General features: G+C 62.4%; 16 protein-coding genes and 2 riboswitches. Of the genes, 12 read left to right on the top strand and 4 right to left on the bottom strand.

The genetic code is table 11. From position 1 onward, the window contains the following. The first annotated feature begins 6 nt into the window (after nucleotides 1-6). Genes H3H45_RS15390 through H3H45_RS15380 form a run of 3 tightly spaced genes read left to right on the top strand, consistent with a single transcriptional unit; the run spans nucleotide 7 to nucleotide 2318 of the window. Complete coding sequence (locus H3H45_RS15390) at nucleotides 7-933, top strand: LysR family transcriptional regulator (protein WP_182834607.1); 927 nt, start codon at nucleotides 7-9, stop codon at nucleotides 931-933. A 10-nt stretch (nucleotides 934-943) separates the two neighbouring features. Then, entirely contained in the window at nucleotides 944-1735 is a 792-nt protein-coding gene (locus H3H45_RS15385) for an alpha/beta fold hydrolase (protein ID WP_182834606.1), read from the top strand. A 16-nt stretch (nucleotides 1736-1751) separates the two neighbouring features. Further along, entirely contained in the window at nucleotides 1752-2318 is a 567-nt protein-coding gene (locus tag H3H45_RS15380; RefSeq protein WP_182834605.1) for a peptidylprolyl isomerase, read from the top strand. Between the two features lie 270 nt (nucleotides 2319-2588). Here the strand turns inward: H3H45_RS15380 and fadD1 are convergent, their stop codons facing one another. After that, nucleotides 2589-4280: a long-chain-fatty-acid--CoA ligase FadD1 gene (fadD1, locus tag H3H45_RS15375; RefSeq protein WP_182834604.1), complete on the bottom strand. Its 1692-nt coding sequence runs from the start codon at nucleotides 4278-4280 to the stop codon at nucleotides 2589-2591. A 239-nt stretch (nucleotides 4281-4519) separates the two neighbouring features. Continuing rightward, complete coding sequence (fadD2, locus tag H3H45_RS15370) at nucleotides 4520-6208, bottom strand: long-chain-fatty-acid--CoA ligase FadD2 (protein WP_182834603.1); 1689 nt, start codon at nucleotides 6206-6208, stop codon at nucleotides 4520-4522. Between the two features lie 250 nt (nucleotides 6209-6458). On the opposite strand from fadD2, the gene H3H45_RS15365 reads away from it, so the two are divergent. From H3H45_RS15365 to H3H45_RS15355, 3 genes are all read left to right on the top strand, one after another. After that, nucleotides 6459-7190, top strand: a complete 732-nt coding sequence (locus tag H3H45_RS15365) for a substrate-binding periplasmic protein (protein WP_182834602.1) — start codon at nucleotides 6459-6461, stop codon at nucleotides 7188-7190. Nucleotides 7191-7257: 67 nt separating this feature from the next. Then, nucleotides 7258-8217 carry an alpha/beta hydrolase gene (locus H3H45_RS15360; RefSeq protein WP_182834601.1) on the top strand — a complete coding sequence of 320 codons (960 nt, stop codon included), beginning with the start codon at nucleotides 7258-7260 and terminating at the stop codon, nucleotides 8215-8217. Beyond that, the gene (locus tag H3H45_RS15355) at nucleotides 8214-8684 is read left to right on the top strand and encodes a MaoC family dehydratase (protein WP_182834600.1); all 471 of its coding nucleotides are present in this window, start codon (nucleotides 8214-8216) and stop codon (nucleotides 8682-8684) included. The genes H3H45_RS15360 and H3H45_RS15355 overlap by 4 nt, the downstream gene beginning before the upstream one ends. A 72-nt stretch (nucleotides 8685-8756) precedes the next feature. Here H3H45_RS15355 and H3H45_RS15350 read toward each other — a convergent pair whose 3' ends face one another. Then, nucleotides 8757-9758: an AraC family transcriptional regulator gene (locus H3H45_RS15350; RefSeq protein ID WP_182834599.1), complete on the bottom strand. Its 1002-nt coding sequence runs from the start codon at nucleotides 9756-9758 to the stop codon at nucleotides 8757-8759. Between the two features lie 125 nt (nucleotides 9759-9883). Between H3H45_RS15350 and H3H45_RS15345 the strand changes: the two genes are divergently transcribed. Then, the gene (locus H3H45_RS15345) at nucleotides 9884-10201 is read left to right on the top strand and encodes an Mpo1-like protein (protein WP_182834598.1); all 318 of its coding nucleotides are present in this window, start codon (nucleotides 9884-9886) and stop codon (nucleotides 10199-10201) included. Nucleotides 10202-10449: 248 nt separating this feature from the next. Beyond that, nucleotides 10450-11826 (top strand): adenylate/guanylate cyclase domain-containing protein, encoded by a 1377-nt coding sequence (locus H3H45_RS15340; protein ID WP_182834597.1) that lies wholly within the window; start codon nucleotides 10450-10452, stop codon nucleotides 11824-11826. Nucleotides 11827-11937: 111 nt separating this feature from the next. Here the strand turns inward: H3H45_RS15340 and H3H45_RS15335 are convergent, their stop codons facing one another. Beyond that, nucleotides 11938-12444, bottom strand: a complete 507-nt coding sequence (locus H3H45_RS15335; protein WP_182834596.1) for a hypothetical protein — start codon at nucleotides 12442-12444, stop codon at nucleotides 11938-11940. A 315-nt stretch (nucleotides 12445-12759) separates the two neighbouring features. Beyond that, a riboswitch (guanidine-I (ykkC/yxkD leader) is annotated at nucleotides 12760-12871 on the top strand. Nucleotides 12872-12931: 60 nt separating this feature from the next. Here H3H45_RS15335 and H3H45_RS15330 point away from each other — a divergent pair. The 4 genes from H3H45_RS15330 to H3H45_RS15315 all read left to right on the top strand — a co-directional run bounded on the left by H3H45_RS15330 (nucleotide 12932) and on the right by H3H45_RS15315 (nucleotide 17224). After that, a complete protein-coding gene (locus H3H45_RS15330) occupies nucleotides 12932-13993 on the top strand; it encodes a putative urea ABC transporter substrate-binding protein (protein ID WP_182834595.1) in 1062 nt (353 codons plus the stop codon). A gap of 223 nt (nucleotides 13994-14216) precedes the next feature. Beyond that, a riboswitch (guanidine-I (ykkC/yxkD leader) is annotated at nucleotides 14217-14318 on the top strand. 71 nt (nucleotides 14319-14389) lie between these two features. Beyond that, entirely contained in the window at nucleotides 14390-15457 is a 1068-nt protein-coding gene (locus H3H45_RS15325; RefSeq protein ID WP_182834594.1) for a putative urea ABC transporter substrate-binding protein, read from the top strand. 160 nt (nucleotides 15458-15617) lie between these two features. Beyond that, the gene (locus H3H45_RS15320; protein ID WP_182834593.1) at nucleotides 15618-16433 is read left to right on the top strand and encodes an ABC transporter permease; all 816 of its coding nucleotides are present in this window, start codon (nucleotides 15618-15620) and stop codon (nucleotides 16431-16433) included. Beyond that, nucleotides 16430-17224 carry an ABC transporter ATP-binding protein gene (locus H3H45_RS15315; RefSeq protein WP_182834592.1) on the top strand — a complete coding sequence of 265 codons (795 nt, stop codon included), beginning with the start codon at nucleotides 16430-16432 and terminating at the stop codon, nucleotides 17222-17224. The genes H3H45_RS15320 and H3H45_RS15315 overlap by 4 nt, the downstream gene beginning before the upstream one ends. The last annotated feature ends 10 nt before the right edge of the window (nucleotides 17225-17234 follow it).

The following is a 17234-nucleotide window of genomic DNA, read 5'->3' as shown; positions in this document are numbered from 1 at the left end:
GCAACGATGAAAGCGCCCCGTGTCACCCTTGATCAATGGCGCACGCTGCAGGCGGTGGTCGACCACAACGGCTTCGCCCAGGCCGCCGACGTGCTGCATCGCTCGCAATCCTCGGTGAGCTACACGGTGGCGCGCATGCAGGAACAGCTCGGCGTGCCGCTGCTGCGCATTGACGGGCGCAAGGCGGTGCTGACCGAGGCTGGCGAAGTGTTGCTGCGCCGCTCGCGGCAGCTGGTCAAACAGGCCAGCCAGCTGGAAGACCTGGCCCACTACATGGAACAGGGCTGGGAAGCAGAAGTGCGCCTGGTGGTCGACGCCGCCTACCCCAACGCCCGTCTGGTCCGCGCCCTCTCCGCGTTCATCCCGCAGAGCCGCGGTTGCCGCGTGCGCCTGCGCGAGGAAGTGCTGTCGGGAGTCGAGGAAGTGTTGCTGGAAGGCACCGCTGATCTAGCTGTCACCAGCCTAAATATCTCCGGCTACCTAGGCACAGAGCTGTGCAGCGTCGAGTTCGTCGCCGTCGCCCATCCTGATCATGCGCTGCACCGCCTGCAGCGCGAACTGACCTTCCAGGACCTGGAAAGCCAGATGCAGGTGGTGATCCGCGACTCCGGCCGCACCCAGCCGCGCGATGTCGGCTGGCTCGGCGCCGAACAGCGCTGGACGGTCGGCAGCCTGCCCACCGCCGCCTCCTTCGTCAGCAGCGGCCTGGGCTTTGCCTGGTTGCCGCGCCACCTGATCGAGCGCGAGCTACGCGAAGGACTGCTCAAGCCCCTGCCATTGGCCCAGGGCGGCACGCGCAACCCTTCCTTCTCGCTGTATGCCAACAAGGAAAAACCCCTGGGCCCGGCCACACAGATCCTCGTCGAACTGATCAAGACCTTCGATGCCGCCCCACTCGATGCGCAGTTCGCCGCGCCCCTGCCCGCCAACTGAGGGCCCAGCCATGTCCTATTTCGAACACGCCGGCTGCCAGTTGCACTTCGAAGACCATGGTCAGGGCAGCCCACTGCTACTGATACACGGTCTCGGCTCGAGCACCTGTGACTGGGAATACCAGGTGCCGTTGCTCAGCCGCAGCCACCGGGTGATCGCCCTTGACGTGCGTGGCCACGGCCGCTCCGGCAAGCCGCGCGAGGCCTACAGCATTGCGCAGTTTGCCGACGACGTGGCCGCCCTGATCGAGCACCTAAACCTCGGCAAGGTGCACCTGGTCGGCATCTCCATGGGCGGCATGATTGCCTTCCAGCTTGGCGTCGAGCGCCCTGAACTGCTGCACAGCCTGACCATCGTCAACAGCACCCCGGAAGTCCGCGCCAAGAGCTTCGGCGACTGGTGGCAGCTGGGCAAGCGCTGGACACTCTCGCGCCTGCTTAGCCTGGAGACCATCGGCAAGGGCCTCGGGCGCATCCTCTTCCCGCGTCCGGAACAAGCCGAGCTCCGGCAGAAGATCGAGCAACGCTGGCCGCAGAACGACAAGCGCGCCTACCTTGCCAGCCTCGACGCCATCATCGGCTGGAGTGTCCGGGAACACCTGGGCAACATCACCTGTCCTACCTTGGTGATCAGCGGTGACCGCGACTACACCCCGGTGGCGCACAAGCAAAGCTATGTCGAGCTGCTGCCCGACGCGCGCCTGGTGGTCATCCAGCAGTCGCGTCACGCCACGCCGATGGATCAGCCCGATCAGTTCAACACGACCCTGCTGAGTTTTATTGGCTCAGTTGAAAAAACCTGAAAACAAGGACCTACCCATGCTGAACAAACTTGCCCTCGCCGCCTGCAGCCTGCTGCTCAGCCTCAACCTGATGGCCGCCGAGACTGTCACCGACAACCCCCATGTGCTGCTGACCACCAGCCTCGGCGAAGTCGAGATCGAGCTGGCCGCCGACAAGGCGCCGATCAGCACCAAGAACTTCCTCGCCTATGTGGAGTCCGGCTTCTACGACGGCACCCAGTTCCACCGGGTGATCCCCGGCTTCATGATCCAGGGCGGCGGTTTCGATGCCGACATGGGCGAGAAAGACACCCAGGACCCGATCAAGAACGAAGCCGACAACGGCCTGCGCAACCTGCGCGGCACCCTGGCCATGGCTCGCACTCAGGTAGTCGACTCGGCCACCAGCCAGTTCTTCATCAACCACAAGGACAACGCCTTCCTCGACCACGGCGGCCGCGACTTCGGCTATGCGGTGTTCGGCAAGGTCGTGCGCGGCATGGAAGTGGTCGACAAGATCGCCCAGGTTCCGACCGGCAACCGCGGCATGCACCAGAACGTACCGCGCCAGCCGGTGCTGATCATCTCTGCCAAGAAGCTCTGAGAACCTATCTACGATCTGCTGCATGCCGGCCATTCGGCACAACACAGCCTTGGAGCGCGGCTTGTTTAGCGCGCTCCGAAGGGTGGGAAGGAATTACCGCTGGTGAACTTCGCTTCCTCGCCTGTTCTTTCCTATCTGAGCCTGGCTCGCGAGATCGTAATAAGCCCCTGAGTGTGCGGTTTGTGGTGTGCGCGCCCCTCCCTGGAGTCAGCACCCCACAGAAACGACAAAGCCCCGCCGAAGCGGGGCTTTGTCATTGCAGCGCAGGCATCAGGCCTTGGCGGCGATCTTCTTCAGCTCTTCGTCACGCAGCTCGCGACGCAGGATCTTGCCGACGTTGGTGGTCGGCAAGCTGTCGCGGAACTCCACAGAGCGCGGCACCTTGTAGCCGGTGAGGTTGGCACGCATGTGCTCCATCACCTGCTCCTTGGTCAGGCTTTCACCTGGTTTGACCACCACGAAGACCTTGATCGCCTCGCCAGACTTCTCGTCCGGCACGCCGATGGCCGCGCACAGCAGCACGCCCGGCAGGGTCACCAGCACATCTTCCAGCTCGTTCGGGTAGACGTTGAAGCCGGACACCAGAATCATGTCCTTCTTACGGTCGACGATGCGCATGAAACCGTCATCCTGGATCACGGCGATGTCGCCGGTCTTCAGCCAGCCGTCCTTGTCGAGCATCTCGTCGGTAGCTTCCTGGCGCTGCCAGTAGCCTTTCATCACCTGTGGGCCCTTGACGCACAGTTCGCCACGCTCGCCCATCGGCAGGTCATTGCCGGCATCGTCGATGACCTTGCACAGGGTCGACGGTACCGGGATGCCGATGGTGCCAATCTGGATGTTCTGGAACGGGTTCACCGATACCACAGGGCTGGTTTCGGTCATGCCGTAACCTTCGCAGATGGCGCAACCAGTCACGGCTTTCCAGCGCTCGGCGGCAGCCAACTGCAGGGCCATGCCACCGGACAGGGTCAGCTTCAGCGCGGAGAAGTCCAGCTTGCGAAAGTCTTCGCTGTTGCACAGGGCGACGAACAGGGTGTTGAGGCCAACGAAGGCGCTGAACTTCCAGTTGCCCAGTTCCTTCACGGTGCCCGGCAGGTCGCGCGGGTTGGTAATGAGAATGTTGTGGTTGCCGGTGAGCATCATCGCCATGCAATGAAAGGTGAAGGCGTAGATGTGGTACAGCGGCAGCGGACAGATGACGATCTCGCAACCCTCGTTGAGGTTGGAGCCCATCAGTTCCTTGGATTGCAGCATGTTGGCGATCAGGTTGCGGTGGGTCAGCATCGCGCCCTTGGCCACACCGGTGGTGCCGCCGGTGTACTGCAGCACGGCGACGTCACCGTTGTGCGGGCTGGCTTCTTTTACCGGCTTGCCACGGCCCTTAGCCAGAGCCTGGTTGATCGTAACGGCCTGCGGCAGGTTGTAGGCCGGGACCATTTTCTTCACATGCTTGACGACGAAGTTGACCAGGGTGCGCTTGAGCAGCGGCAGCATGTCGGCGACTTCGGTGACCACCACGTGCTTGATGCCGGTCTTGGGCAGCACTTCCTCGGCCAGGTGGGCCATGTTGGCCAGGCAGACCAGGGCCTTAGCGCCGGAGTCGTTGAACTGGTGTTCCATCTCCCGCGCGGTGTACAGCGGGTTGGTGTTGACCACTACCAGACCGGCACGCATGGCGCCGAATACCACCACCGGGTATTGCAGGACGTTGGGCAGTTGTACGGCGATGCGGTCGCCGGGCTGGAGGTCGGTGTGATTCTGCAGATAGGCGGCAAAAGCGCCGGACAACTCGTACAACTCACCGTAGGTGAGTGTCTTGCCCAGGTTGCTGAACGCAGGCTTGTCGGCAAAGCGTTGGCAGGACTGTTTCAGTACGGTCTGAATATTGGGGTACTGGTCGGCATCGATCTCGGCAGCGATCCCGACAGGGTACTTGTCCTTCCAGAAGTTTTCGGTCATGAAAAGCCTACTCCTGAGCAACAGCTTATTAACACCGCGCATTGGCGGTTATTTTTTGTGATTGGTGTGCATTTTCGCCGACGGGTCGGCAAAAAATCGGGCCGAGAGTAGCAGCTTTGCCAAACACCGACTAGCACCAAACCTGCCCCGAACGGTCATAAAAATGACCACCCAACCTTGAGTGGTCATTTTCTTGACTGTCCGGAAAACTTCTCCGGACAGCAGGCAGCATAGGGCTTTTAAGCGATATCGCGCAGTTCGCGACGAAGAATCTTGCCGACCGGCGTCATCGGCAAGGCGTCTTTGAAGACGATGTGCTTGGGCACCTTGTAACCGGTGAAGTTCTCCCGGCAAAAGGCCTTCAGCTCTTCCACGCTGACCCCGCCCTCGCGCGGTACAACGAACAGCTTGACCGCTTCGCCGGATTTTTCGTCCGGCACACCGATGGCTGCGCAGCTGGCGACCTTCGGATGAGCCATGACCACATCCTCGATCTCGTTGGGGTACACGTTGAAGCCGGAGACGATGATCATGTCCTTCTTGCGGTCGACGATGCGCACATAACCATCCGGGTCGATCACCGCCACGTCGCCGGTCTTGAACCAGCCGTCGGCGTCCAGTACCTCGGCGGTGGCTTCCGGACGCTGCCAGTAGCCTTTCATCACTTGCGGGCCTTTGATGCACAGCTCGCCACGCTCGCCAATTGGTTGCTCGACGCCGTCGTCATCGATCACTTTGAGTGCAGTTCCGGCCACCGGAATGCCTACGGTACCCAGGCGCGCCAGCTTGCCGTAGCAGTTGGTGGTGGCGACCGGCGCGGTTTCAGTAAGGCCGTAGCCTTCAACGATCGCGCAACCAGTCATCTGCTGCCAGCGCTCGGCCGTGGCCTTGACCAGCGCGGTACCGCCAGAGTTGGTCAGCTTCAGACGAGAAAAATCGAGGTTCTTGAACTCGGGATTGTCCATCAGCGCCACGAACAGGGTGTTGAGCCCCAGAAACGCGGAGAACTGCCACTTGCCGAGTTCCTTGACGAAGCCCGGAATGTCGCGCGGATTGGTAATCAGCACGTTGTGGTTGCCGCTGACCATCATGCACATGCAGTTCGCGGTGAAGGCATAGATATGGTAGAGCGGCAGCGGCGCGATCATGATCTCGCCGCCCTCCTTCATCAGCGGCTGGCCATCCTCGCCCGTCTGCTGCAAACAGTTATGCACCTGCTGCATGTTAGCGATCAGGTTGCCGTGGGTCAGCATGGCGCCCTTAGCCACGCCCGTGGTGCCGCCGGTGTACTGCAGCACGGCGACATCATCGAAAGCGACCTTGACCGGCTTCAGTGCATGACCGCGACCGTTACGCAGCACGTCCTTGAACGACAGCGCCTGCGGCAGGCTGTAGTCCGGCACCAGCTTCTTGACCTTCTTCACCAGGGTATTGACCAGCCAGCCCTTGAGGCTGGGCATCATATCGCCCATGCGCGCTTCGATCAGGTACTCGATCGGGGTATCGGGCAGCACTTCCTGCACCGACTTGCCGAAGGTATTGAGGTAAACCAGGGCACGCACACCGGCGTCATTGAACTGGTGGCGCATCTCGCGCACGGTGTAAAGCGGGTTGGTGTTGACCACGATCAGGCCGGCGCGCATGGCGCCGAACACGGCAATCGGGTACTGCAGGATATTGGGCATCTGCACGGCGATACGGTCGCCGGGCTTTAGATCGGTGTTTTTCTGCAACCAGCCGGCGAACGCCGCTGAATGGCGCTCCAGCTCGGCATAGGTCAGCGTGACACCGAGGTTGCTGAACGCCGGGCGGTCAGCGAATTTCTTGCAGGAACGCTCGAACACTTCGACTACCGAACGGTAGGTGGAGAGATCGAGTTGATTGGAGACCCCAGCCGGGCGCTTGTCGTCCCAAAAGTCAGGTTGCATTGTTGTTATTCCCCTTGACCTGAAAATCCTAACCGGCCGTAAAGACAACAGCCGGGCTGCTCCGGAACTTAACAGCTCCAGGGGCGCAGGCAAATACCCACGACCGACTCATTGACCGTATGAATTTTGCCAATGATTGCAGGGCGATCCCTGGGGTCTACTCCCGTTTCCTTCACGGCCGCGAGCGAAACGGAAACAGACCCTCCTCTATTGAGCTATAGCTAATAGCCTGTCATCCCGACCCGCTCCTATGCGCCTGAGTCTGTACTCCCTAGCGTTCACCCTGTGCCTAAGCCTGCCGGTGGCGGCAGAGATGCGCCTGGCTACTCTGGAATACCCGCCATACTGCTCGCAGGTGTTGCCAGCCGGCGGCAGCATCGTCGAGCTGACCGTGCGCGCATTCGCCACCCAGGGTCATGTCGCGCAAATAGACTTCCTGCCCTGGGCACGGGTACGCGCAGAGCTACGCAGCGGCAATTACCAGGGCGCGCTGGCCCTGTGGCCGCAGGAGATCATCGAGGAACAGCTGATCGCCTCGCGCCCGCTGTTCTACAGCCAACTGGGCTTTTTCGTGCGTAAGAGCAAACCGGTGGCCTACCAGAGCCTGAGTGAACTGCGCGGCCAGCGCGTCGGCATCGTGCGCGGCTATGGCTACCCACCCAACCTGCTGCGCTCGGGCTTCAGCCCTGAAGAAGCGGTGGACGACATCAGTAATCTGCGCAAGCTGGCGGCACGGCGTTTCGACCTGGTGCTGCTGGAGCGTACCGTCGGCGATTACCTGATCAATCAGGACGACGCCTTGCGCAATCGCCTGCGCTGGCAGGAGCCGGCCCTGGAGCGCATTCCGCTATTTGTCGGTTTTACCCCGCAGAAACCCGGCCAACCGGACTGGGCAGCCATCTTCGCCCGCGGCCTGACCGAACTGCACAGCAGCGGCGAGTACACCCGCATTCTCCAGCGCCACACCACTCCAGTGCGCTGAACAGTACTTGGCCTGCCCCGCCCGGCCCATGCACAATGCCGCGACATCCTGGGCACAAGGACCCGCCATGCAGCACCAAGACTTCTGGCTCAACGCCACGGACGGCAGCGCCCTGCTGGTCAACCACTGGCATGGCGAGAGCCTGCCCAAGGCCGTGGTGATGATCGCCCATGGCATGGCCGAGCACAGCGCCCGCTATGCGCGCCTGGCGGAGAGCCTGGTCGCCGACGGCTTTGCCGTGTATGCCCTCGACCAACGCGGCCACGGCCGCACCGCTGCACGCGGCGTACTCGGTCATTACGCCGATAGCGACGGCTGGAGCAAGGTGGTCGGCGACCTCGCCAGCCTCAATCACCATATCCGCCAGCAGCACCCGCAAGCGCCGATCTTCCTGCTGGCGCATAGCATGGGCAGCTACATCGGCCAGGCCTACCTGATGCAGCACAGTTGCAGCCTGCAGGGCGCCATCCTGTCCGGCTCCAACTATCAGTCGCCGGGGCTATACAAGCTGGCCGGTCTGATCGCCCGTGCCGAACGCTGGCGTCAGGGGCCGGGTGGCCACAGCAAGCTGATCGATTTCCTCTCCTTCGGCTCGTTCAACAAGGCCTTCAAGCCCAACCGCACGGCCTTCGACTGGCTCAGCCGCGACCCGGCAGAAGTCGATAAGTACATCCATGATCCACTCTGCGGCCACCCCTGCAGCAACCAGCTGTGGATCGACTTGCTCGGTGGCATGCAGTACATCAGCCAGGTCGACAACCTGGCGCAGATCGACAGCGACCTGCCGCTGCTGGTGACCGGCGGCTCGCGTGACCCGGTCAGCCAGGGCAAGCGTCTTGCCGATCTGGCCGGTGCCCTGCGCACGGCCGGCATTAAAGATGTGCAATTGCAGATTTATCCCGACGCACGCCACGAAGTGCTCAACGAGAGCAATCGCGACGAAGTGACCCGCCACCTGCACGACTGGCTGAACGCGGCCCTGGCCCGCAGCCGAACGTGCCCCACGCCTACCCAGGAGATCCCATGACCCAGGTAACCAACATCCCCTACGAAGCCCTCGAAGTCGGTCAGCAGGCCAGCTTCGACAAGACAGTTTCAGAACGTGATATCCAGCTGTTCGCCGCCGTATCCGGCGACAACAACCCGGTCCATCTGGACGCCGCCTTTGCCGCTGAGACGATGTTCAAGGAACGTATCGCCCACGGCATGTTCAGCGGCGCCCTGATCAGCGCTGCCATCGCCTGCCGCCTGCCGGGGCCGGGCACCATATACCTCGGCCAGCAACTCAAGTTCACCCGCCCGGTGAAGCTGGGCGACACCCTGACGGTAAAACTGGAAGTGCTGGAAAAGCTGCCCAAAGGCCGCGTACGCCTAGCTACCCGAGTGTTCAACCAGAACGCTGAACAAGTGGTCGATGGCGAAGCCGAAGTGCTCGCCCCGCGCGCCGAGCAGACCGTGACCATGCCGACCATGCCGCAGGTGACCGTCGGCTGAATGGATAGCCCTCTGCGTCTGGCGCAGAGGGCTGACAGCCGATCAGCGCAATGCTGCCGGCTGGATCAAACCCTACAACCGCGCGCGGTATTCGCCTGGCGTGAGGTCAAACCAGCGGCGAAATGCGCGGAAGAAATTACTCGGGTCGGCGAAGCCGAGCAGATAGGAAATCTCCAACAGCGTCAGGTTGGGCTGGGCCAGGTACTGGCCGGCCAGCTCGCGGCGCGTATCGTCGAGCAATTGCTGATAGCTGGTGCCTTCATCCTGCAAGCGGCGCTGCAAGGTGCGCTCGGACAGCAGCAACGCCTGCGCCACGGTCTCGCGCTTGGGCTCCCCCTGCGGCAGCAGACGACACAATACTTGACGCACCTGATGGGTGACCCGACTCTCCGAAAACCGCGCTAGGTATTCGCCGGCGAAGCGGTCATGCAATTGCGCCAGCGCCTCGTTGGCCGAAGGTAGCGGCGCATCCAGGTCGGCCCGTTCGAACAACAGCGCATAGCGTTCGGCATTGAACTTCAGCGGGCACTGGAATACTTCACGGTAGGGTTGCATATCCGCTGGCGGCGGGCCCATGAAGCTGGCCAGACGCGGACTCAGTGGCTTGCCGGTCAGCCAGCGACAGAACGCCAGGGAATACGCCAGCGAGGCTTCGGCACTCTGGCTTGCGGAAGGCAGGCGATCACCGTGGATGGCCAGAACGATCTCGTAGCCTTCTGGCGTGGGGTGGAAGCTGAGATCGGCACCCTCGCCAATGATCCGCTGATAGCGCACCAGACGGGTGAAGCCCTCCTGCAGGTTGCGGCTGGACATCACCGCATAGCCGACCACGTTGAACGATGACGGACGCAGGGTCTTCGCCATGTTCAGGCCGATCGCCGGATTGCCGGAAGCCTCCACAGCCAGGTGCCACAGGCGGGTCATGCCATCCTGCGGGAAGCGCGCATCGGCATCGCTGAGTGCCGCGTAATCCAGGCCCAGGCGGGCAAACAGGCTGCGGCAGTCGACGCCGCCCAGCTCCAGCGCCGCAACGATGCCGGAAGCCCAACTGGATGAAGTGGTACGTTCGCTCATAGGCTGATTCTTGTTCTGTTCAAGCGCTGGCTGGCGGCGCAAGGATACTAAACTGGCACTGTATGTCACTGGCCGCAGAAGACAGCCACCCTACACTGTCTGTCGACAATGACAGGAGGTACGCCATGAGCGCCGCACCCACCGAACGCTACCAGAGCTTTGCCGAGTTCTATCCCTACTACCTGCAGGAACACAGCAACGATATCTGCCGGCGCCTGCACTATGTCGGCAGCCTGCTGGTTCTGGGCATCCTCGGCTACAGCCTGCTGACTCAGCAATGGCTCTGGCTGCTGGCCCTGCCTTTCGCCGGTTACGGTTTCGCCTGGGTTGGCCACTTCGTCTTCGAGAAGAACAAGCCCGCTACCTTCCAGTACCCGCTGTACAGCCTGATGGGCGACTGGGTGATGCTCAAGGACGCCTTCACCGGGCGTATCCGCTTCTGACTGCAGGCCCGCACGGCCTTCCGGCTGGAGCTGCTGCGCTGTCATCCGGGCGTGTGGGCGCGTGCCTTGCTCAGTGCCGCGCCTGAACCGGACAGGCCCTGAAAAATCACCACTCGGCAGTCGCACTTGGCCGCCGAGCATACGCTTGGTTATGATCCCCCACCTGCCATACCACTGGCTCAGGTTTTGCAAACCCTCTGAACGTTCGCCTAGAAGCGTCAGAAAAACATCGGGGATCGTTTCACTTCATGAAGTTACCTGCCCAGGTTCAGTCCGCCCCGCTGCTGCGCGAATACTACTCACGCGTGCTGGCCTACATCGCCACCGCCGCCAGCATCGCCGCCGGCACCTACACCCAGCATTTCGCCTACGACATCCTGTGGATGGTGCCCTACGCCCTGCTCTATCCGCACCTGGCCCATCACCTGGGTAACCGTTTCAAGCAGGACTATCCGCAGCAGACGCGCCTCAGCTTGCTGTTCATCGACTCCGCCCATGCAGGCGCTGCCGCCGTGCTGATGGGGTTCTCGGTGGTACCGGGGCTGATGATCCTGCTGACCCTCAGTTTCAGTGCGCTGATCTCCGGTGGCCTGCGCTACATGGGCCTGGCCCTGCTGATCGCCGCTGGCAGCATGGCCTTGAACACCGCCCTGTTGCAGCCGAAAATCAATGCGACCACGCCGATCCTGGTGGCCATGGTCAGCATCCTGCTGGCCACCCTGTATATCTGTATCACCGCCTTCTTCGTACATGCCCAGGGTCAACGCCTGACCCTGGTGCGCAGCGAGATCAAGAAGGAGCAGGAAAAAGCCGCTCGCCTGGCGCGCAACCTGGCCAAGTACCTGTCGCCCCAAGTCTGGGAAATGATCTTCAGCGGCAAGAAGCACGTGCGCCTGGAGACCCAGCGCAAGAAACTCACCGTATTCTTCTCCGACATCAAAGGCTTCACCGAGCTGTCCGAGGAACTGGAAGCCGAACAGCTCACCGACTTGCTCAACACCTACCTCAACGAAATGTCGAAAATCGCCCTGAAATACGGCGGCACCATCGACAAGTTCGTCGGCGACAGCGTCCTGGTGTTCTTCGGCGACCCCAAGACCCAGGGCGCCAAGCAGGACGCCGTCAACGCCGTGTCCATGGCCATCGCCATGCGCAAGCACATGAAAGTGTTGCGCCAGCAGTGGCGTGCCCAGGGCATCACCAAGCCGCTGGAAATCCGCATGGGCCTCAACACCGGCTACTGCACGGTGGGCAACTTCGGCGCCGACACGCGCATGGACTACACCATCATCGGTCGTGAAGTGAACTTGGCCAGCCGCCTGGAAAGCTCGGCCGAAGCCGGCGAGATCCTGATCTCCCACGAGGCCTACTCACTGATCAAGGACGTGATCATGTGCCGCGACAAGGGCCAGATCACGGTCAAGGGTTTCAGTCGCCCGGTGCAGATCTACGAAGTGGTGGACTTCCGCCGCGACCTGGGCGCCAAGTCCAGCTATGTCGAGCACGAATTGCCCGGTTTCTCCATGTACCTGGATACCAACGGCATCCAGAACTACGACAAGGAGAAAGTCATCCAGGCGCTCAACCACGCCGCCGAGAAGCTGCGCGACAAAGTCATCCTCTAGGGTCTGTTGCCGTTTCCTTCGAGGCCGCGACGGAGCCCGCGCAAGGTGGCCAAAACCGAGCCGGCCTGCCATTTGGCAGGCCGGCTTTTTCATGCTCAGCCACTGACCAGGCTAATTGCGTTCTCGACGCACCTCCCTCTCGTCATACCGCTGCTTATGGCGCGACCGATCCTCACGCGGGATCTGGTAATGCTTGCCGGGCTTAGGAAGCGAGAGCGCCTGATTACGTCCGTACTCACGCTGCTGGTAGCGGTTGTCATCGTGACGCGATGGCTTGTAGCCGTGGACATTGGGTATCGGCCGCGCATGCTCATGGCCGCGGTGTTCATCCCGGCGATCATGCCGACGATCATGTCCCTGCCAGCCATAGCGCCCGTCGTAACCCGGCGTATAGTGATGGTGGCGCCGCTCCTGATAGCGATCGTGGTGCCAGTTGTAACGGCGGTCATCCTCATAGCGGTAAACCCGATACGTGGGGTATGTCGGATACACCTCATAACGCTGCACGTTATAGCTACTACCGCCGTAATAGCCGCCGTAGTAATGACCATCATCAGAAACGGCACAACCACTCAAGGTCAGGCCCAATACTGCAAACAGGATTGATCGACTGGACATGGCGGCCTCCTTCGACCGCTGGGACGGCGCCGACGAATGTCGGCACCTGGGATTGCTCCCACTGTGTTTGACCACGCCCCCAGCTCTGAAGTGCAGCGACCTCAGGTTCGATAAGTTGTATCCATGCATTTCCATGCCCGGCGCACTGAAATGACCCGCCAACCGCTCTATTACGGTGCTCACCGCTGCAACTCGATGTGTCATAACGAGACCCCGCTCACATCCATACGGCTATTTCACAGGTTGGCACGCCATTCGCTATGCAGCCGCTGCACAGGATTGCCGCGGCACATGGAGTCGCCTCAATAGCGCAACACAATGGTCGACTAGGGTTCCGGCTCGCCGTTCTGCACAGAACGGCAAGTGACTGGTCCGAGAGTCGGCGACCTCAGTCGGGGTTACACGGCGGGACAAAAGCCCGGGAGAACGCGCAGCACATGACTGCCGCGATCCCGTGCGCCTTTCGTTAATCCGCCTGAGGTTACCCATGTCACTACGCGCCCTGCTTCCCTGCCTGCTCGCCCTGCTACTCCTGCAACCACTCAGTGCCAGCGCGGAACCCCCCAAGTTCAAGGTCTGCTGGTCGATCTACGCCGGCTGGATGCTCTGGGGGCAGATGGCCGAGCAGGGCATCATCGACAAATGGGCGAAGAAGTACGGCATCCAGATCGAGGTCGAGCAGGTGCCGGACTACGTCGCCTCCATCGAGCAGTACACCGCAGGCGACTACGCCGCCTGCGCCATGACCAACATGGACGCCCTGACCATTCCGGCGGCGGCCGGGGTCGATTCCACCGCGCTGATCGTCGGCGACTTCTCCGCCGGCGCCGACGGCATCCTGGTGCGTGGCGGCAATCGCGACATCAAAGACCTCAAGGGCAAGACCATCCTGCTGGTGGAAAACTCGGTCTCCCACTACCTGCTCGGCCGCGCCCTGGAATGGGCGCACCTGCAGGAAAGCGACGTGATCATCGAGAACGTCTCGGACAAAGATCTGGCCCAGGTCTGGCGCAGCGGCAAGGGCGATGCGGTGGTGACCTGGAACCCGATCCTCTCCGACCTGCGCCAGGACGGCGACACCACCCAGGTGTTCAGCTCGCACCATATCCCTGGCGAAATCCTTGACCTGCTGGTGATCAACAGCGCCACCCTGAGCCAGTACCCGCAACTGGGCAAAGCGCTGACCGGTGCCTGGTTCGAAGGCATGCGCCTGATGGGCATGCCGACCGCCGAGGGCAAGGCCGCACGCACGCAAATGGCAAGCGCCGCCGGCACCACCCTGGAAGACTTCGATCTGCAGCTGAAGACCATCCGTTCCTTCTACTCGCCACGCTCGGCGCACGCCTTCGCCAGCAGCGACAAGATGCCGGCGCTGATGGAGCGGGTCGCCCAGTTCGCCGACGCCCATCATCTGCTCGGCAACCAGGGCAACGGCCTGGACTTGCTCGGCATCAGCTTCAGCGGCAACCGCATACTGGGCAACCCGGCGCAGATCAAGCTGCGCTTCGACCCCAGCTATATGCAGCAGGCCGCCGAAGCCAAGCTTTAACAGGCTGTTGTGGCTGCGACTTTATCCGCGATTGGCGCAACCAAGGTCGCACCTTGGCACCAACAACGAACATCGCGCACCAGGATGGCGCAACCAGCCATCCCTTCCATCACCACGCTCGCCACGCAAAGCGCCAGGCCAAAGGCTTTGCGCCAGCTGGCACGATGTTCGCTTTAGCTAAAACATGCAGAAGCACCCCGCAAGGGGCGCGGCACGACAATTTGCAATGGCTGACTAGGGTTCCGGCTCGCCGCACGGCAAGTGACTGGTCCGAGAGTTGGCGACCTCGTTCGGGGTTACACGGCGGGATAAAAGCCCGGGAGAACGCGCCACCTGGCTAGCCAGGCTCGTGCCGCGCTGCTCCTGCCCGTATTCCCTAGAACTGGAGGTCTACCCATGCGCAAGTCTCTGCTGTCCTCGCTGATCGCTACCGGCCTGTGTGCCGCTGTGAGCTTCCCCGCCCTCGCTGCCCCGAAGACCGACTTCAGCGTCTGCTGGACCATTTATGCCGGCTGGATGCCGTGGGAATACGGCCAGGCCGAAGGCATCGTCGACAAATGGGCGAAAAAGTACGACATCAACATCGATGTGGTGCAGCTCAATGACTACGTCGAGTCGATCAACCAGTACACCGCCGGCCAGTTCGACGGCTGCACCATGACCAACATGGACGCCCTGACCATTCCGGCCGCCGGTGGCGTCGACTCCACCGCGCTGATCATCGGCGACTTCTCCAACGGCAACGATGGTGTGGTGCTCAAGGGCGAGAAGAAGACCCTCGGCGACCTCAAGGGCCAGAACGTCAACCTGGTCGAGCTGTCCGTCTCCCACTACCTGCTGGCGCGCGGCCTGGAAAAGGCCAACCTCAGCGAAAAAGACCTCAAGGTGGTCAACACCTCCGACGCCGACATGGTCGCCGCCTTCGCCACCGATGACGTCACCGCGGTCGCCACCTGGAACCCGCTGCTGGCCGAAATCGAAGCCACGCCGGGCGTGACCAAGGTGTTCGATTCCAGCCAGATCCCTGGTGAGATCATCGACCTGATGGTGGTCAACAGCGACACCCTGAAAGACAACCCCGCCCTGGGCAAAGCCCTGACCGGCGCCTGGTACGAAATCATGGCGACCATGAGTGCCGACACCGCCGAGGGCAAGGCCGCCCGCGAGCACATGGCCAAGGCCTCCGGCACCGACCTGGCCGGCTACGAAGCGCAACTGGCAGCGACCAAGATGTTCTACAACGCCAAGGATGCCGTGGCCTTCGCCAACAGCCCGAAACTGCCAGCAACCATGACCAAGGTGGCCGAGTTCTCCTTCAGCCACGGTCTGCTCGGTGAAGGCGCGAAGAGTGCCGACGCCATCGGCATGGGCTTCGCCAAGAACGTGACCACCGGCGACCAGGGCAACCTCAAGCTGCGCTTCGATCCGGCCTACATGCAGATGGCAGCCGACGGCACGCTCTGACCGCACGTCGTAGGGTCGATCGTTCCCACGTCGAGGCGTCGAACCGTCCGCGTGGGAATGCAGCCCGAGACACTCCGCGTCTCAGCCTTGTGGACGCGGAGCGTCCAGCTCCGGGTTCCCACGCAGAGCGTGGGAACCATCGGCAACCTTGAGGAGCACCATGCGCCTGATCAACCGACACCCGGACCGCGGCGGCCGCCTGCTGCTGATCCTGTTGCCCTTCGCCCTGCTGCTGTTCGCCTACTTCACGGGCTCGGCGGCGCGGCTGACGGACAACCCCAACGACAAGCTGCTGCCCAGCGCCAGCCAGATGGCCGACGCCATCGACCGCCTAGCCTTTACCGAGGACAAGCGCAGCGGCAAGTACCTGTTCTGGCAGGACAGCGCCGCCAGCCTGGCCCGCCTCGGCATGGGCATCGGCATCGCCGCCCTGGTCGGCCTGTGCCTGGGTATCGCCGCCGGCATCCTGCCACTGTTTCGTGCGCCGCTGTCGCCACTGCTGACCGTGCTGTCGATGGTGCCGCCGCTGGCGATCCTGCCGATCCTGTTTATCGTTTTCGGCCTCGGCGAACTCTCCAAGGTGATGCTGATCGTGATCGGCATTACCCCCGTGCTGGCCCGCGATCTGGAACAGCGCGCCCGTGAAATCCCCCAGGAAATCCTGATCAAGGCGCAGACCCTCGGCGCCAGCACCTGGACCCTGATCCTGCGCGTGGTGCTGCCGCAGCTGCTGCCGCGCCTGCTGATCGCCTTGCGCCTGGTACTCGGCTCGGCCTGGCTGTTCCTCATCGCCGCCGAAGCCATCGCCGCCACCGACGGCCTGGGTTACCGCATCTTCCTCGTACGTCGCTACATGGCGATGGACGTGATCCTGCCGTACGTGGTGTGGATCACCCTGCTTGCCTGGCTGATGGACCTGGGCCTGCGCCAGACCACCCGCCTGCTATTCCCCTGGTATGAAGGAGCGAAAGCATGAGCGCCTTCATCGAAGTCAAAAACGTCTGGCAGGAATATGGCGATCAGGTCGTACTTGAGCGTTTGAATCTGAGCATCAACGAGGGTGAGTTTTGTACGCTTGTAGGTGCATCCGGCTGCGGCAAGTCGACCTTCCTGCGCCTGTTGCTGGGCCAGGAACGGCCGAGCAAGGGTGAAATCCTGTTGGCCGGCCAACCACTGGCTGGCGAGCCGGATAGCAGCCGTGGCGTGGTATTCCAGCGTTACTCGGTGTTCCCCCACCTGTCCGTGCTGGACAACGTGGCCATCGGCCTGGAGCTGCCCCGTTCACCGCTGCTCGGTCGCCTGTTCGGCGGCGCCAAGCGCGAAGCCCGCGAACAGGCGGCCGTTATCCTCAAGAAAGTCGGCCTCGGCCACGCCCTGGACAAATACCCCAGCCAGCTCTCCGGCGGCATGCAGCAACGCCTGGCCATCGCCCAGGCGCTGATCATGAAGCCGCGCGTGCTGCTGCTCGACGAACCCTTCGGCGCCCTCGACCCCGGCATCCGCAAGGACATGCACGCCCTGCTGCTTGAGCTGTGGAACGAGACCAAGCTGACCGTATTTATGGTCACGCACGATCTGAGTGAGGGCTTCAGCCTCGGCACCCGCCTGCTGGTGTTCGACAAGACCCGCATCGACCCACACGCGCCGAACGCCTTCGGCGCGCGCATTACCTACGACATCCCCCTGAACAGCGACCGCCGCGCCACCCGCGCCGCCGTCGAGGCGCTGCCGGCGCATGTCACCGGCACCCCGCAACCGGCCCTGTAAGGAGTTAGCC

Origin of the sequence: Aquipseudomonas guryensis, assembly GCF_014164785.1 — a bacterium.
GTDB lineage: Bacteria > Pseudomonadota > Gammaproteobacteria > Pseudomonadales > Pseudomonadaceae > Aquipseudomonas > Aquipseudomonas guryensis.
This window is presented reverse-complemented; position numbering and strand designations above follow the sequence as displayed.

Bases quoted from the DNA above. Each gene is read 5' to 3' on its own strand.
- H3H45_RS15390 (WP_182834607.1), top strand. From the start codon at position 7: ATGAAAGCGCCCCGTGTCACCCTTGATCAATGGCGCACGCTGCAGGCG.
- H3H45_RS15385 (WP_182834606.1), top strand. From the start codon at position 944: ATGTCCTATTTCGAACACGCCGGCTGCCAGTTGCACTTCGAAGACCAT.
- H3H45_RS15380 (WP_182834605.1), top strand. From the start codon at position 1,752: ATGCTGAACAAACTTGCCCTCGCCGCCTGCAGCCTGCTGCTCAGCCTC.
- fadD1 (WP_182834604.1), bottom strand. From the start codon at position 4,280: ATGACCGAAAACTTCTGGAAGGACAAGTACCCTGTCGGGATCGCTGCC.
- fadD2 (WP_182834603.1), bottom strand. From the start codon at position 6,208: ATGCAACCTGACTTTTGGGACGACAAGCGCCCGGCTGGGGTCTCCAAT.
- H3H45_RS15365 (WP_182834602.1), top strand. From the start codon at position 6,459: ATGCGCCTGAGTCTGTACTCCCTAGCGTTCACCCTGTGCCTAAGCCTG.
- H3H45_RS15360 (WP_182834601.1), top strand. From the start codon at position 7,258: ATGCAGCACCAAGACTTCTGGCTCAACGCCACGGACGGCAGCGCCCTG.
- H3H45_RS15355 (WP_182834600.1), top strand. From the start codon at position 8,214: ATGACCCAGGTAACCAACATCCCCTACGAAGCCCTCGAAGTCGGTCAG.
- H3H45_RS15350 (WP_182834599.1), bottom strand. From the start codon at position 9,758: ATGAGCGAACGTACCACTTCATCCAGTTGGGCTTCCGGCATCGTTGCG.
- H3H45_RS15345 (WP_182834598.1), top strand. From the start codon at position 9,884: ATGAGCGCCGCACCCACCGAACGCTACCAGAGCTTTGCCGAGTTCTAT.
- H3H45_RS15340 (WP_182834597.1), top strand. From the start codon at position 10,450: ATGAAGTTACCTGCCCAGGTTCAGTCCGCCCCGCTGCTGCGCGAATAC.
- H3H45_RS15335 (WP_182834596.1), bottom strand. From the start codon at position 12,444: ATGTCCAGTCGATCAATCCTGTTTGCAGTATTGGGCCTGACCTTGAGT.
- H3H45_RS15330 (WP_182834595.1), top strand. From the start codon at position 12,932: ATGTCACTACGCGCCCTGCTTCCCTGCCTGCTCGCCCTGCTACTCCTG.
- H3H45_RS15325 (WP_182834594.1), top strand. From the start codon at position 14,390: ATGCGCAAGTCTCTGCTGTCCTCGCTGATCGCTACCGGCCTGTGTGCC.
- H3H45_RS15320 (WP_182834593.1), top strand. From the start codon at position 15,618: ATGCGCCTGATCAACCGACACCCGGACCGCGGCGGCCGCCTGCTGCTG.
- H3H45_RS15315 (WP_182834592.1), top strand. From the start codon at position 16,430: ATGAGCGCCTTCATCGAAGTCAAAAACGTCTGGCAGGAATATGGCGAT.